The organism is Candidatus Electrothrix sp., from assembly GCF_052785085.1.
Window position 1 is genome coordinate 1 of record NZ_JALAAI010000095.1, and the last position, 15,366, is coordinate 15,366.

At 46.9% G+C, this 15,366-nt stretch carries 15 protein-coding genes; 6 read left to right on the top strand and 9 right to left on the bottom strand.

The window, feature by feature from the left end:
• Positions 1-131 precede the first annotated feature (131 nt).
• Together L2082_RS13965 and L2082_RS13970 are read left to right on the top strand one after the other, a co-directional pair.
• On the top strand, positions 132-509 hold the full coding sequence (locus L2082_RS13965) for a molybdopterin dinucleotide binding domain-containing protein (RefSeq protein ID WP_446010958.1): 378 nt from the start codon (positions 132-134) through the stop codon (positions 507-509).
• 49 nt (positions 510-558) lie between these two features.
• Positions 559-1,092 carry a rhodanese-like domain-containing protein gene (locus L2082_RS13970; RefSeq protein ID WP_446011869.1) on the top strand — a complete coding sequence of 178 codons (534 nt, stop codon included), beginning with the start codon at positions 559-561 and terminating at the stop codon, positions 1,090-1,092.
• Positions 1,093-1,228: 136 nt separating this feature from the next.
• Here the strand turns inward: L2082_RS13970 and L2082_RS13975 are convergent, their stop codons facing one another.
• From L2082_RS13975 to pstA, 5 genes are all read right to left on the bottom strand, one after another.
• Entirely contained in the window at positions 1,229-2,371 is a 1,143-nt protein-coding gene (locus L2082_RS13975; protein ID WP_446010956.1) for a porin, read from the bottom strand.
• A gap of 275 nt (positions 2,372-2,646) precedes the next feature.
• Complete coding sequence (locus tag L2082_RS13980; RefSeq protein ID WP_446010955.1) at positions 2,647-3,774, bottom strand: porin; 1,128 nt, start codon at positions 3,772-3,774, stop codon at positions 2,647-2,649.
• Positions 3,775-3,966: 192 nt separating this feature from the next.
• Positions 3,967-4,890 (bottom strand): phosphate ABC transporter ATP-binding protein PstB, encoded by a 924-nt coding sequence (pstB, locus tag L2082_RS13985; protein WP_446011870.1) that lies wholly within the window; start codon positions 4,888-4,890, stop codon positions 3,967-3,969.
• A gap of 97 nt (positions 4,891-4,987) precedes the next feature.
• Positions 4,988-6,022 carry a PstS family phosphate ABC transporter substrate-binding protein gene (locus L2082_RS13990; protein WP_446011199.1) on the bottom strand — a complete coding sequence of 345 codons (1,035 nt, stop codon included), beginning with the start codon at positions 6,020-6,022 and terminating at the stop codon, positions 4,988-4,990.
• A 135-nt stretch (positions 6,023-6,157) separates the two neighbouring features.
• Positions 6,158-7,450, bottom strand: a complete 1,293-nt coding sequence (gene pstA / locus L2082_RS13995) for a phosphate ABC transporter permease PstA (RefSeq protein ID WP_446011871.1) — start codon at positions 7,448-7,450, stop codon at positions 6,158-6,160.
• Between the two features lie 349 nt (positions 7,451-7,799).
• Here pstA and L2082_RS14000 point away from each other — a divergent pair, with 349 nt between their 5' ends.
• The 3 genes from L2082_RS14000 (at position 7,800) to L2082_RS14010 (ending at position 9,309) form a co-directional block, all read left to right on the top strand.
• Positions 7,800-8,498 (top strand): DUF3276 family protein, encoded by a 699-nt coding sequence (locus L2082_RS14000; RefSeq protein ID WP_446011273.1) that lies wholly within the window; start codon positions 7,800-7,802, stop codon positions 8,496-8,498.
• Between the two features lie 341 nt (positions 8,499-8,839).
• A complete protein-coding gene (locus L2082_RS14005; RefSeq protein ID WP_446011274.1) occupies positions 8,840-9,088 on the top strand; it encodes a type II toxin-antitoxin system HicA family toxin in 249 nt (82 codons plus the stop codon).
• A 2-nt stretch (positions 9,089-9,090) separates the two neighbouring features.
• Positions 9,091-9,309 (top strand): type II toxin-antitoxin system HicB family antitoxin, encoded by a 219-nt coding sequence (locus L2082_RS14010; RefSeq protein ID WP_446011872.1) that lies wholly within the window; start codon positions 9,091-9,093, stop codon positions 9,307-9,309.
• Between the two features lie 248 nt (positions 9,310-9,557).
• On the opposite strand, the gene L2082_RS14015 is transcribed toward L2082_RS14010, so the two are convergent.
• Positions 9,558-10,085 (bottom strand): adenylyltransferase/cytidyltransferase family protein, encoded by a 528-nt coding sequence (locus tag L2082_RS14015; protein WP_446010999.1) that lies wholly within the window; start codon positions 10,083-10,085, stop codon positions 9,558-9,560.
• A 32-nt stretch (positions 10,086-10,117) separates the two neighbouring features.
• Complete coding sequence (gene apgM, locus L2082_RS14020) at positions 10,118-11,464, bottom strand: 2,3-bisphosphoglycerate-independent phosphoglycerate mutase (protein ID WP_446011000.1); 1,347 nt, start codon at positions 11,462-11,464, stop codon at positions 10,118-10,120.
• A 95-nt stretch (positions 11,465-11,559) separates the two neighbouring features.
• Here apgM and L2082_RS14025 point away from each other — a divergent pair, with 95 nt between their 5' ends.
• Entirely contained in the window at positions 11,560-12,150 is a 591-nt protein-coding gene (locus L2082_RS14025) for a PHP domain-containing protein (protein ID WP_446011001.1), read from the top strand.
• A 129-nt stretch (positions 12,151-12,279) separates the two neighbouring features.
• On the opposite strand, the gene L2082_RS14030 is transcribed toward L2082_RS14025, so the two are convergent.
• Positions 12,280-13,191 carry a YfdX family protein gene (locus L2082_RS14030; protein WP_446011873.1) on the bottom strand — a complete coding sequence of 304 codons (912 nt, stop codon included), beginning with the start codon at positions 13,189-13,191 and terminating at the stop codon, positions 12,280-12,282.
• 311 nt (positions 13,192-13,502) lie between these two features.
• On the bottom strand, positions 13,503-15,224 hold the full coding sequence (locus L2082_RS14035) for a Na/Pi cotransporter family protein (protein WP_446011874.1): 1,722 nt from the start codon (positions 15,222-15,224) through the stop codon (positions 13,503-13,505).
• Positions 15,225-15,366 lie beyond the last annotated feature (142 nt).

Below are 15,366 nucleotides of genomic sequence, written 5' to 3' on the forward strand. Positions count from 1 at the left end.
AGGGGAAAATTGAGGATAAGATTTTTCAAAATTCGAATGCGTGGGCCAGGGAAACTGGGTAATCCAGCGCAAATTTCAACACAGCTTTAATTCACCGGGAACCGTTGAGAACTTGCGACTGTAGAGTGCTGATGGGCTATTTCAGGGTAACAGAACATGAACACACCTCAACCTGTTGGAATAGTGCGTTGATGAAAAAATGTGGTTCCAATCCGGTCTGGATAAATTATCAGGATGCCAAACAGCGCAATATCGCCGATGGCGATGAAGTACTCATTACCTCACCTTGGGGAGAAGTCCAAGCCACAGCCAAGGTGACTTGGGGGATTCGCCAAGGGGTTTTGGCGACTGCGGGGGGATTTGGTGGAAAATACGGTCTGGAAGGCGATCCCAAATATCCGAAGTTTAAGGGCTTTAACAGTAATATTCTGCTGCCGCCTAATCTGGCCTGTACTTGGTCGGGAACTCCGCCGTTGAAGTATATTAAAACAAGGCTTGAGAAGATTTAAGCGCAATAATGCGTAATTATAATAAATTTCGTGATAAGGAGGAAATCCGATGAAAAAGAAAAGAACAGCCTTATGCCTTGCCGGTCTGGCTCTTACACTCATCCTGCCTGTTAGCTCTTTTGCTGCTGCGGATCTCAAGGCTGGTGAAACAGCGTTTTACGAGAAACTCAGAGCAGCTATTCCCAAGGACAAGATGAAAACCGCGGATGATCTGTACGCAAAATGGCAGGAGATTCAAAGCGGAAAGAGCAAGGCGGTTATTATTGATGTCAGGACAAAGGCTGAATTCGATGTCGGACATATTTTAAACTCCAGTAATGTGCATTCCGGCCACGCTTACGGATTATACAAGAAAATAACAGACCCGAACGCTGAGATTTGGGTCACTTGTCGAACCAAACATCGCGCTTCTTATTTTGCTGGTATGCTTTATAAATACGGCTATACAAATGTGTATCTTGCTGAGGGCGGGATCAAGACTTGGGCGGAAAAAGGATATCCCTTGGTTAATAAATACCTGGGAACTATCAAGGTTACAGAATACCAGAAGGAACTAACAGAAGACTATCTCTACCGGGAATAGAATAAAAAACAAAAAAAGGGACGCTCCTGAAGAACGTCCCTTGCAAAACAGTTATCTCCGTACCCGCCGTTGAAACAGCGTCCCGGAGGGACTTGCCCAAAATAGCCCGGTCTTGCAAGACCGGGTGTGTTCTAACTTAGAATTTAATCCGGGCACCGGCCAGAGCCAACGAGACGGGCTCGTAATCTGCACTGGTATTATCTTCCAGTTCAAAATTACGGTAGGCTGCAAAAATCTCAGTGTTGTACTCAGACAGCTTCTGAACAAGCTGAACACCATAGGCCGTGCCTTCTTCTTCAGTGTCCTGGGTTTCGATATTGGAGTACACCCCATAATCAAACGAACAGGCTGTGGAACCGACAGAGAACATCTTCGCCTTATAACCGATCTTACCGTACATAAAGGTCGGATCATCACCGCCAGCGGGCATATCATCCAGGTCACGGGAACCGCCTGCCACAGTGAAGTTAAGTCCAAAGCCGAACAGGACAGACGCAGAACCGCTGATCAGGGTGTAGTCCTTACCCTCACCTGGGTCGGAATAGGCTACAGCAGCTTCCAACTTGGTGCCATCACCGAATTTACCAGAGTATGTCAGGGCGGCATCAGCCATCTCTTTTTCTCCAGAGGAAACTCCCAGAGAAAAACCACCAAAACCAGGGGTATCATAGCGTACGCGATTCTTTCTGCTCAATCCGTCCATCTGGTCAAAAACATCACCGACTGTAATGCTCTTAGCCTCTTCACCCTGACCCACTACTACAGGAGTAGTATTATAAAAGGCAAAGCCACCACCGGCATCGGCTGCACCGGAGTTACCAGCAACACCGGTGCCGGACAAGTCAACTTCCGAGCTTCCATTTGAGACCATATCCCCCCGCCCTACGGACAATTTACCGAGCTTTTCAGAATCAAAATAAACGTCCATTTTTCGTTCTTTAAGTTCGCTGGAGATGCTCTCTTCCTGCATTGATACTTTATGTGAAGGGTTGGATTGCCATTCCACTTCAACAGTTCCACCTATTGTCAGGAAGTCATATGCCGCCACTTCTCCATTGATGCCGAATCTGCTTTCAGAATTGGTATTATCAACATGAAAAACCTTGCTTTCGTTGCCGTCGTCAACAGCCATAACTGCCCGGTTGATATGACCATACAGCTTAAGCCCTACCTTATCGTTACCTGAATTCACCTCAAGAGCTGAGGCTGATACGGCACCTCCAAGCAGCAAGGCACTGGTAGTCATAGTTACTGCACTGATTGTGTAAACTTTTTTCATTCTCTTTCTCCTTATTCTTCTTCTCTTTTGTACTTCCCCAAGAAACGTCTCTCATACTCCTCCCGGTACAATATCTTGTCTTCCAAGACATAGCTATTGTACATGAACAATTGCGTTTTGGAAGAAAAAAATATTTCTTTCAGGTGCGTTCTTTGTTTAGGAAATACAGTGACGGGTAAATATAACTTTATCAAGCCGGTCTGGATAATGAAAGGGAACAAAAAAAAAGGGGGCGTCCTGTAAGACGCCCCCAAGAAAGAATCAAACGCTCTTGATTAGAACTTTATCCGCGCACCGGCCATAGTCAAGGAGATCGGCTCGTAATCAGCACCGGTATTGTCTTCCAGTTCAAAATTACGATAGGCTGCAAACAGCTGTGTATTGTAATCAGATAATTTCTGAACAAGCTGCACACCATAGGCAGTGCCTTCTTCTTCAGTATTCTGATGTCCTATATTCTCAAACATCCCGTAATCAAAGGAACAGGCTGTGGAACCGATAGAAAAAATCTTGGTTTTATAACCAATTTTACCGTATGTAAACATCGGATCATCGCCACCTGCCGGCATATCATCCAGGTCTCGGGAACCGGCCGCCAGAGTAAAGTTGAGTCCAAAGCCGAACAGAACAGATGCAGAACCGTTGATCTGGGTGTAGTCCTTACCCTCACCTGGATCAGAATAGGCCACAGCAGCTTCCAACTTGGTGCCACCGGCCAACTCACCTGCATAGAACAATGCGGCATCAGCACGTTCTTTTTCCCCGGAAGATACACCGAGAGAAAAACCACCTAAGCTCGGGGTGTCGTAACGCACACGACTTTTTCGGCTCAAGCCGTCCATCTGGTTAAAAATATCACCGACAGCCATGCTTTCAGCATCCGCTACAGCATTGTTATTATAAAAGTTAAAGCCTTCACCTGCGTCAGCAACTCCAGAGTTACCGGCCAAAGCAGTCCCGGAGAGATCCACTTCTGAAGTATCATCAGAAGCCATATCTCCCTTTCCTATGGAAAGCTTACCAAGCTTGTCGCAATCAAAGTAGACTTCCATCTTTCGCTCTTTAAGCTCAGCGGAAATGCTTTCTTCATCCATTGATACTTTGTGAGACGGGTTGGACTGCCACTGCACTTCGACATTTCCCCCGATAGTCAAGGTCTCGGATGCCTTGACCTTTCCTTTCAGGCCGACTCTGCTCTCAGAGTGCGAGTTATCAACGTGGAAAATCTTGCTGTCATTGCCATCATCAACAGCCATCACTGCCCGGTTAACATGACCATACAACTTAAGACCCACCTTATCATTCCCTGACTTCACCTCAAGGGCTGAGGCTGACACAGCACCACCGAGCAGCATCGCACCAACAGTCATGGTGATTGCACTGGTTGTATAGACTTTCTTCATACTCTCTCTCTCCTTGTATTCTTCTCTTTTTTGCATTTCCCAAGAAACGCTTCTCATTTTCTTCCTGGTACAATATTTTATACTTTATTTATACCATATTTTATACATAAAATATTCCGTTCTTGAAGAAAAAAATATTTTTTCAGCTAACCCTTTGTAGGTCTTTGTTAATGCGACCGGATCACAATCTCCTCAACCAAAACGCCCTGTAATATAGTCTTCTGTTAACTGGTGACCAGGGTTGGTAAAAAGCTGGTCTGTAATACCAACCTCAATAAGCTTACCAAGATGAAAATAGGCTGTCCGCTGAGATACCCGGGCTGCCTGCTGCATGTTATGCGTTACAATAACTATTGTGTACTGTTGGCGCAACTCATCAATTAAATCTTCCACTGTTGCTGTGGCAATGGGATCAAGGGCTGAACAGGGTTCATCCATTAAAATCACCTCTGGACGAACAGCAATAGCACGGGCAATACAAAGACGTTGCTGCTGGCCACCGGAAAGTCCGGTTCCCGGCTGATCCAATCTGTCCTTAACCTCTTCCCATAACCCGGCCCTGGTCAGAGAATACTCCACCACTTCGTCGGTTTCAGCCTGATTATTCACCAGCCCATGAATCTTTGGGCCATAGGCAATATTATCATAGATAGACTTGGGAAAGGGATTGGGCTTCTGAAACACCATGCCAACCTGGGCACGGAGGGGCACCACATCTATTTTTTTATCATAGATGTTCATCCCATCCAAAATAATCTCACCGCCCACCCGACAGATAGGCACGGTATCGTTCATCCTGTTTAAACAGCGAAGGAATGTTGACTTGCCACAGCCAGACGGGCCAATCATGGCCAGCACCTGATTTTTGCCAATATCAATATTTACATCCATAATAGCCTGTTTGTCGCCATACCAAACATCGACACCACGACAGGTCATACGAGGGGCATCAACAAAGGGCTCGCCAACGGTTTCCTCCCTGGCCTGTTCTTTCTCCTCGGACAGCGTTCTCTGGCTGGCAAGGATAGAGGAAGTCGGTATAACTTCATACGCTTCCTTTCCATAGCCAGCAAAATAGGGCGCTTTATTCATGGATGTATGTTCTGCTGTGATCATCTTCATTCCTCTCGGGCCGCCGGAATGTTCTTCCAACAGCTTCTGTGTGCATAAATAAGGAGGGACACGGCATGCCGTGTCCCTACTACCGGGATTCTTACATCTGCAAAGGAATCAGCTCGTTCACGGCTTTCCCGACCTGTGTACGTTCCTCTTCCGGCATGGGAATGAGACCTTTTTCAGCGAGATAGCCTTCTTCACCCCAGGCACGGTCACTGGTGAACTCAGCCAGATACTCCTCCAGTCCCGGCACAACCCCGACATGCGATTTTTTTACGTACATGTACAGTGAACGCGAGATAGAGTAGCTTCCGTCAGAAATTTTATCAAAAGAAGGCTCAACTCCGTCGACGATGCTACCCTGGATTTTGTCAGCATTCTGGTCAAGATAACTGAAGCCGAAAATGCCCAGAGAATCAGGGTTAGCTTCCAGCTTTTGGATAATCAGGTTGTCATTTTCACCGGCCTCTATATAGGGTCCGTCTTCGCGCAACGCCTGGCAAACAGCCTTGAATTGTTCTTTATCGGTCTTTTTCATCGCCTTTACCCAGGGAAAGGTCTTACAACCACCCTGCATAGCCAATTCATCAAAGGCATCACGGGTTCCTGAGGTGGGAGGAGGCCCCATAACCTCAATTTTTGTATCAGGCAAGGAGGCATTTACTTCCTTCCAGGTTGTATAGGGATTGTCAACAAAGGTTTTGCTGCCTTTGGGGTCCGGCACTGTTCGGGCCAGAGCAAGGTAGATGTCTTTTTTGCTCAATTTGAAGCGTGGAGCTTTTTTTGAGTTGGCCAACACAATGCCATCATAACCTACTTTGACCTCAACGATCTCCTTGACCCCGTTTTTCATACAGGAATCGTATTCAGACTTTTTAATCCTGCGCGAGGCATTGGTGATATCCGGGGTGTCAATGGCGGTGCCGGCACAGAACAGCTTCATTCCGCCACCTGAACCGGTTGATTCGATTTTTGGGGTCTTAAAGGAACTGGTTTTACCAAATCGTTCCGCAACTGTGGTGGCAAAAGGATAAACTGTGGATGAACCCACAATAGAGACATAATCCCTTCCACTTGCCCAGACATCCGAAGCCAGCAGCATACAAGCTGCAATCAATAAAGTTTTCTTCATTTTCTTTCCTTTCACTCCTTTCTCGTTCATAAGATTCATTAAGTTAAAAAGATGCAAACCAGAGGCTGTTTTTTTTGTAGGAGATGGATAGCCCCTGGTTCACATTTGGTGCCACAATAAAAGCGAGTGGAACACTTACCACCGCTGTTCAAATTTTCTGCGCAGGTAAATTGCTAAACCGTTCATTGAGATCAAAAACATGAGTAAGACAAGAATGGCAGCAGAAGTCCGTTCAACAAAGGCCCGTTCCGGGGAATCAGCCCAGAGGAAAATCTGCACAGGCAGGACAGTTGACGGATCTGTCATGCTCCCCGGTATATCAACAATAAAGGCCACCATGCCAATCATCAATAACGGTGCGGTTTCACCCAAGGCCTGAGAAAGACCGATAATGGTTCCGGTCATCATTCCAGGCATAGCCAGCGGAATAACATGATGAAACACGGTCTGCATCTTGGATGCGCCCACGCCCAGGGCAGCCTCGCGAATAGAGGGCGGCACAGCTTTTAATGAGGCCCGGCTGGCAATAATAATGGTTGGCAAAGTCATCAGGGAAAGCACCACGCCTCCGACCAAGGGTGAGGAACGGGGCATTCCAAAGAAATTCAAAAAAACTGCCAAGCCTAATAAACCAAAGACTATAGAAGGAACTGCCGCAAGATTATTAATATTCACCTCAACCAGATCGGTCCATCTATTCTTGGGGGCAAATTCTTCCAGATAAACCGCAGCAGCCACAGCCACAGGAAAAGAGAGCAGCAAGGTGACAAATAAGGTAAGCATTGACCCGGTCAACGCCCCCCTGATTCCGGCCAGTTCAGGTTCCCGAGAATCACCTGCCTGAAAAAAAGTGGTGTTAAAATGCTGTTCCAGTCGTCCCTGAGCGATAAGTTGATCAATCCATTGAATCTGTTTATCAGATATAGGACGCTCTGTTTCCGGGAGATTCCTGTTAATTTTGCCCTTCATCAGCATATCAGGCAGGTCATCAGCTGGAAGCCATAAGGAAACTGTCTTGCCGATCAGGGTTGGGTCAGCCACCACCATTTTCTGCAATTCATACGAGGCCCCTGAACTGACTAACCTGTACATTTCCCGCTTATTGTGCCGTGATGTGACATCGGGCAGGAGTTCCCGCATGGACTGCTTTACCAGCTTGCCGTAATTTGCTTTAACCAGGCTGTCCACATCCAGAACTTCGCTGTCAAAATGAATATCAAGCAGGATATCTGTCCGTTGAAACGCTGGCCAGCCATTGGAAATAATTGAGGCGAACAGGAGCACAAGAAAGCTGAGGCTCAATATCACGGCTGAAAAACTCAATTTTCTGAACCGCTCTTCTTTGCGCCGCCGCTTAGCCAAACCGAGCTGAACCCGCTCCATTGCAGAGGCCCTTGTTGGTACCTTTTTTTCTTCTGTGTCACTCATATTGTCCGACATATATTTCCACTGCTGAACAGATTTTTTCTTCCGGCCCTGTATGCTGACCATCTTTTGTATTGTCGCTATTTATACTGAGCATAAATTATAGGGTGATTAGGGGAATGTTAGAATTTTGTTAGCTGGTGAAAGAGATTGGGGGAGGGGAAGAGGAGTTGTTTTGTGAGGGATGTTGACAAGCTGGTTTTATTGGTGTTACCATACCGGATGATATGTTATTATTTCTAATAACAGCATGTTTATCCCTTGTCGGGGAGGAATAGCCGATCAGCAATGCTTAGGCAGATTCAACAAAATTACACTGACAATTTTTTGTTTTTCAACTCATCATTTTTGCATGAAAATATTTCAAAATATAAGTGATTTTTTTGAAAAGTTTCGCAAAAGAAGTTACGATAATTATCTAGGTTCGAGGCGTTGGGAAGAACTGAGACGCGTGGCCCTAGAGCGATCAAATTACAAATGTGATTTCTGTAGCGAACCTTACAAGGCGGTACATCATATCGCCTATCCGAAAAGATACAAAGATGATCATGTTGATAACCTTCTTGTTGTCTGTGGAAAGTGTCATGGCAAACTTCACGGAATCCGAAACGGTCATTCGTTAAAAAACGAAGAAAGGCTGTATTCAGAAGAGCTTCCGGCGGGCGGACGAACATACCTCTTCGATATCCGTTATGATGCAAGAACCGGAAAGAGGTGTTTGTCGGTTTCCGAATCATGGAAAAGAGGAACACGTCAGATCAGAATCTTCGAACACTGGTTTCAAGTATTTTCCAACGGTTTTGGGAGGGCTATAAATTTTATGAACATAAGGAAAGATATGAACGAACTGTTTTCCGAGAAAGTTTTTGCCGGAAAAAGCACATATTTTTTTGATATTCAGTATACTGTTGATGAATATCTGTATCTCACGATAACCGAATCCAAAAAAATGGCCGACAACTCGTTCAGACGAAATAAGATAATGGTCTTTGAGGAGGATTTTCAGCCATTTTCTCACTGTTTGAATAAAACAAGAGATTACCTCAAATAGTCAATGTATTTAACAGCGATGAAAATGATGGATATATTGCTGATATCCCTGATTTGAAACATTGCTCGGCGTTTGGCAAAAGGAGTTTTGTAAGATACGGATTCAGGAGTGCAGATATTATGAAATCAAACGCTATCAGAAAGCAGCTTAAACCATTATGGACACGGTTGAAGGATGAAATAGAGAAATAGTTTGCGCACTCAGGCACTATACTTGATCCGCTGACAACGGCAAAATTTAGATTAAAGTTCAGGGTGCTGTCTTGTCTCAGTTGTTTATTGAAAAGTAATCTTTCTGCAACAAGGTGATGATGTCCAATTCCATACAGTTAAAAAGATTGCATGAGAAAGCGTAAATTACTGCGGAAAATTTTATCCGGTTCAAAAAATATCCGATTTTCGGAAGCAGTTTCCTGTGCCGAGATGTTCGGATTTAGTTTACAGCGTATCCGTGGCAGTCATCATATTTTTGGCCATCCCGATGTGTCTGATCTGGTAAACTTACAGAATGTTAAGGGGAAAGCAAAACCATACCAGATAAAGCAATTGCTTGATATTATCGAGAGATACAACCTTCAACTTGAGGAATAATAATGAAGGACTACCATGTCAATGTGTTTTACAGCGATAAAGATGATGGGTATATTGCTGATATTCCTGATTTGAAACATTGCTCGGCATTTGGTGAAACTCAGCAAGAAGCACTGAGGGAAGTGTTGAAGGCGAAAGAGGCATGGCTTGAGGCAGCCCGAAATCGTAAAGAAGCGATACCTGAACCTCGTTTTCGACCTTTGATTTATCAACTTGCGTGAACAGTCCTCCGTCTGCTCTGACCGACCAGTGTATGCATGACCTCATCTCACAAGCACGTATGAGATAAAGTCAATAACGTTTGTGAGATGCAAAAGTACCTGCTTAGGAAGGAGAGAGATAAGTAGTTTTGAGCCTCACTGATAACTGCTTATCTCCCTCCCTCATAACCAGTCTGCTCTCTCTCCCAGAACATCCTCCAATAACTTCACCTTAGCCCGCAGACAAGTGACCAACCTGAACGTGCTCCCTATCTCAGGGTATTCTTGATAATTGCGACAACACCGGACGGCACAAGATGCTGCCAAGGCTCTTCAGCAGCCACCTTTTCCCGGATATCAGTTGCAGATAAACCTTTGGTAGCCAATGTTCTTCGCCAAAGCACTTCTGTTTTCAGGCCAAGACTATGAAACATTTCCAGCTTTCTTTCCCCCCATTCATCATAGATGGTGAGAAAAAAGGTGGCATCCATAGGCAGGTAATAGTGGTATCGTTCTGGAAAATTGATAGGGAAGGGAACCACTGAAAAGTCTTTTTCGTCCACACCGCTCTGAGTCAGGGCTGCACGAACCATCTGGTAACGGTGGAAATAGGTGAAGGGATTGGCCTTGTCCGAGCTTCGTTTCGGATCTGCGGTGTCATCCTTGGTCAGGCAGGGGTCAGGATTGGTGATACCCACCACCAGATGCTCGCATCGGGCCTTGCCAGCCAGGAGATATTTCAGGTGATCATTATGGAGAATCTGAAAACGACCATGAATAACGCCTGTCTTGATCATGGGTACCTCCTGATATTGAAGGGGAACTGAGATTACAGTCTAAACGGTGTCCTCTTGCCTGGCCAATAGGGTTGATCATCCGGGGTATCCATCAAACCCACCAGCTTTGCCCGGTCAAGAAAATTGAGCACCATGGGCATGAGGTCTTGGCCCTGCACCCATCCCAGGGATCCGGGAGCGCATTGCACCTCATCAAAGCCAGTCACCAGATCGCGACGAATACCCGGCCCGGCCACGGCAATGGGAACCGGCTCCCCTGAATGAATCTGAGGGCCAGCACTGGGGGTGGAGTGATCAGCTGTTATGATAACAACGGTGCGTCCATCAAGTAAGTTCGGCAGCATTTCGCCTATGCCCTTGTCCAGGGATTCGATGGCAGCGACTTTCTTGTGAGGATCCTTGGTATGGGCTGCTGCGTCCGGGGCCTTAGTATGGACATGAAGAAACTCGTATTCCTTGCCCAAAGAGTCCGCAAGCTGCAATCGTTCTGCCAAATCCTGGCCCGGATTATCAGTATCCTTGACCTGTTCCACCCGCATTCCCAGGTAACTTGCCAGCCCCCAATACATAAGACCGGAGGCTAAAGATGCGCCCTGGATTCCCCAGCGTTCTGCAAAAGGCTGAATTTTTCCGGATGTTCCAGGACGTTGGGTAACCAGAACGTTGACCAGTTCCTGTTGCTTTTCTTGCCGTTTCCGGTTCAGTGGGTGTTTGCTCAGAGTGATATGCGACCAGGCGATATAGCTGTTCAGGGCCGCAGCTGTGCGTTGGGCAGCAGGCAAATCGTCCGCGTTTCGGTAAGGCAGTGCCATGAGCAGGGGGTGTTCATGCTGGGGAGGGCTGGTATCAGTGACCTGGCGGCTCAACCCTTTTCCACGCAGCCGGAGAATGCCGTCCAGGCCCTTGGTCGGCAGGTAATCTATCTGAATAGACTCTGTTTCGTCACCATCATTCCTAGTGCAGGTGTATGAGGAAATCGCCTCTATGAAGGCCCTTGTCTCTTCTGAGGAAGTTTTAGGACGATGTTTTTTCAGAAAAAGGATCTGCTCCCGGACCTCAGCTGCTCCGAAATGAACGAGAAAGGCGATATCTCCCGGCCTGATATCCAATCCAGCCCCCAGGGCCTCAAACAGCCCCCGACCAGGGAACTCCTGCTCCTGATAACCGAACAGGGCAAAATGGGCGTTTTCACTGGGCAGGGCAATGCCAGGACGACCTGCATGAAGGAGGCCGCAGGAGCCACTTTGAGCAAAAGAATCAAGATGTGGTGTCTGAGCCGCCTGCAGAGGGGTGCGATCTCCCAGTGTGGGATAGGCGCGATCACCTAACCCATCAAGGAGAATCAGGATACAACGATCAGCGGTTCGTCTTGTGCTCATAATCTCTCCGCTTCAGGTCATGTTATAAGGCGAGTCCCCCTGCCCGTGTTGAAAAACGGGTTGACATTCCCGCCGGAATGGAAAATATTCGGGGGATGAAATTCGATCTCCATGTTCATACCATACTCTCCTCCTGTAGTCAACTGACCCTGGAGCAAATCCTCAATAATGCCCAAGCCAAGGGGCTGGACGGGGTCTGCATCACGGATCATGATACCATGGCCGCTACTGACCTGATCAAAGAAGGCATGCAGGAAAACGGTCTCTGTGTCCTTATCGGCATGGAATATGCTACCCAAGGGGTTGATTTTCTTCTCTTTGGCCCTTTTGAAAAACTCCCTGTCGGGCTTCCTACTGAAGCAGTACTGGCAACAGTGCAGGCCGCTGGCGGTGTTGCAATCGCTGCCCATCCCTGCCGACCCGGCAGATCCACGGACATTTCCTTGCTGGAAAAAGGACTGTGCCGAATTATTGAGGGAACGAATGGCAGAAACACGCCGCAGGCGAATCAGGCGATTGCGTCTTGGCCGGAGCACTACCAGGTCGGGTTGGTCGGTGGCAGTGATGCCCATACCCTGGACGAACTCGGTCAAGTTCCCACGCAGTTTACTGTTCCTGTTCAGAGCAGGGCCGATTTGGTCCGGGCGTTGAGGGAGGGAGAGTACAAGACAGTGGTTTGCGCATAGATGCCCTCGGATCTCGCAATCCTGTTCTGCTGTAATGACGAAAAAAGGCGACCCAAGCTGGGTCGCCCACATGATTCTTTATCCAATCCCCCGCCCCTTGGGACGGGGTTGTTTATTTATGGATCATGGTTAGAACCATTCCTTGAACTGCTGTTTGATTTCATCGAACCAGCCTGTTCCGGCCTGTTGACCATCAACCTTTTCTCTGATCTTTTCAAGGGATTTATACATAGGGTCATACATTTCTTCTTTCCCATAACCTAAGATCTGAGCAAGTTGAATATATTCTTCAGCAGCGTCAAGGTTTTCCTTAAGCTGTTTTTCTTCTGCCTTGCTACGATCCTTCTGTTCTGCCAGTTTTTCGGCTTTATCAAGAAGCAGTTCCGCACGCAGTTGGGGCAGTGGAAATATCTCCGTGGTCACCACAAGAGTATCAAAAGCGAACAGGAGATCAGTTCTGGCCTGTTCAGTTTTACCCGCCTCAATCAAGGGGATGACTGCTTTAATGGCAGCCGGATAGCTTGCCAGAGGGATATTCGTGGTGTGAATCTGAATTTCACTGGCCAGTTGCGCCAGCAGAGGTCGGGCCTGCTGCACCTTGCCATCTTCTATCAGTTCTTCCACTTCTTCAACAGCCTGTCGCGCAACAGCAGGATCGGCAGTCAGATCTATAATGGAAATGTCAACATCTACCGGTGCCAGCGCTAGATCAGGCGAACGCACAATAACCAGCTCAAGTTTGCCTGTTGCGTTCGAAAGGTCTTCAATTGCCTGATCGGGTTTATTCTTCTCAAGGGCAGTTAACGCATCCCACGTTGCATTAAGTGCGTCGACCGCGTCAGTGAGTACTTTTTGGCGTTTCTCTGAAAACGCATCAGTTACTTTTCTGTCAACATCCGCCTGAACAGACTGCCCGGCCTGGGACTGTCCATCGCTTTTTTGAGAAGCTGTCTCAGCGGCTTTAAGCGACAGAGGCACTGTCATAAGCAGCCCGGCTATACAGAGCAAAAAAATTTTGGCAGTTATAACAGAAAACTTCATAGAATTCTCCTTTATTATTTGTGTATTCTTGGTTTTGGTGACTTCCTGTTGCTTCAAGCAATATGTTTGTCACATAACCTCTTGCATCACCTCCCGGCAGATATTATTTGGTTTATCTTTTTCATCAGGATTCTCTTCATTTCCAGAGAGCCTGAAGAATACGTAATCTACGTATATTTTATACGTAGATATCAGACAGAAAAAACGCTAACGCATCTCCCGGAGTTTGTCAAGGATTTTTTGTTTCGCTGTCCGGGATAATATAAAATATCTCGATTAACTTTACGGTCAGCCTGAAAATTATACCAAAATCAATGTTCTTCCGACCTCCCATGCTCCTCATCCAGCAGCTCTTTCATCTCCATAGCATGATCAAACTCCTTAATCTCCTCCTTTCTGAGCAGGAGGTCTTTCAGGGCAAAGACCTGGAGACGGCAGGACTGACTGAACAGGCGGTTAGCCATAAGCAATGAAGAAATCTCCCGTTCATCAACATCCTTTGTAGCAGCCAATTCCATAACTGTGCTGACAAACTGGGCGTCCTGCTGTTCAATATGGATTACCGTGCGAAGCAGGATGCGGTACTGCTCCTGATGATTACCCATCATATCGAAGAAACTGTTGATACTGTGATAGAGGCCGATAAGCCGCCGCCGGAACAAACGATACTGCCGGTTCAGATGCTTATTTTCCGTGCTGTCAAATTCCTCCATATCATGTCGAAGTCCCTTAATATTCTTCATGGAATTCATGATATTCCGGGAGGCATAGATCATCCGCTCCAGGGCCTTGGCCTCTTCCTCTTCCAGTTTGGCCTTCAGGAGTTTGGCATAAAATTCAATGATCTCACCATGCAGAAGCTTGGCATTTTCATAATAATCTCTCAGGGTATTTCGGCGACCGAGATTTTTTTGAAAGGGCAGCGTATGATCAAAGACCAGTTTATCATCAATACCAAAGGTCTTTAGGGCATAGAATTGGCATTCCTCAAAAAGATGCAGGGTTTCTTTGCGCAGGGAAGACGTGGCCGCATCCAGCACCTCTGTGGGTGTGTTGTTCAGGTAGACCGTAAGCACTGCTTTCCGTTCGGGAAAAAAACGAAGAAGCAAGCGGGATATATAACCGATAAACGGGAAAAAGAGTATCGCACCTATCAGGTTGAACAGGGTATGAAAGAGAGCCAGGCCCATCACAGCGTTGGTTGAGGTATCAAAAAACAGCTCAACCACATGAGATAACGGTTTGAGTGCAAGAAAGGCCACTATTCCGGTAACCACATTAAAGATAAGATGGCTGACTCCTACCCGTTTTTTTATCGGTATACCCCCGATTGCACCAAGCAGTACGGTCACAGTCGTTCCGATATTGGCCCCGATGACCATAGCTGCGGCAATTTCAAAGGTGATCAGACCACTGTTCAGCCCGGTGAGAATAATAGCGATAGCTGCGGCACTTGCCTGCATTATTGCAGTCATAAGAATGCCGAACAGCAGGTAAAGCCAGGCACCGTAACCAACAAGAGCGGTTAAATCAACATGCTGGGTGTACGCCTCTACACTGGTCTTCATAAAACTCAAACCAAGGAGCATGAACCCAAAGCCGATCAACAGCCGGCTCAATTGAAAAATTTTTGAAGCCGGATTGATGATCATGGAAATAAGACCGGAGCAGGCAATCAGAGGAAAGGCCATACTTGATATTTTGATTTTAAAACCAAATGCCGCTACAATCCATGCGGTCAGCGTTGTGCCAATATTAGCCCCCAGCATCACACCGATGCCGTTTTCCATAGTCATGACGCCAGCACCGACAAAGGCCAACACCATAAGAGAAACAGCCGAGCTGGACTGAAGAATTGCTGTGATCAGGGCACCGCTCCCTATGGAGCGTAAACGACCATCGGTATAAAAGCGAATCATCTGACGAAAGGCCTTGCCGGACATGATTCGGACAGAGTCCTCCAAGAGGAACATGCCGTAAAGAAATATCGACAAGCCAGCTGCCAGTTTCCAAAAATCTACAGGAATATCCATAAAATTATTATATTACAGGCCCCTGACAGCCTTTCTGTAAAATGGACATAAGGCGCAATAACCCGACAGCCCTCAGGTTGGAGGCTCTCTCAGGCTCACGTTAATCAGCTTACCGTTACGTTGTATACCCAGAGCTGTTAAC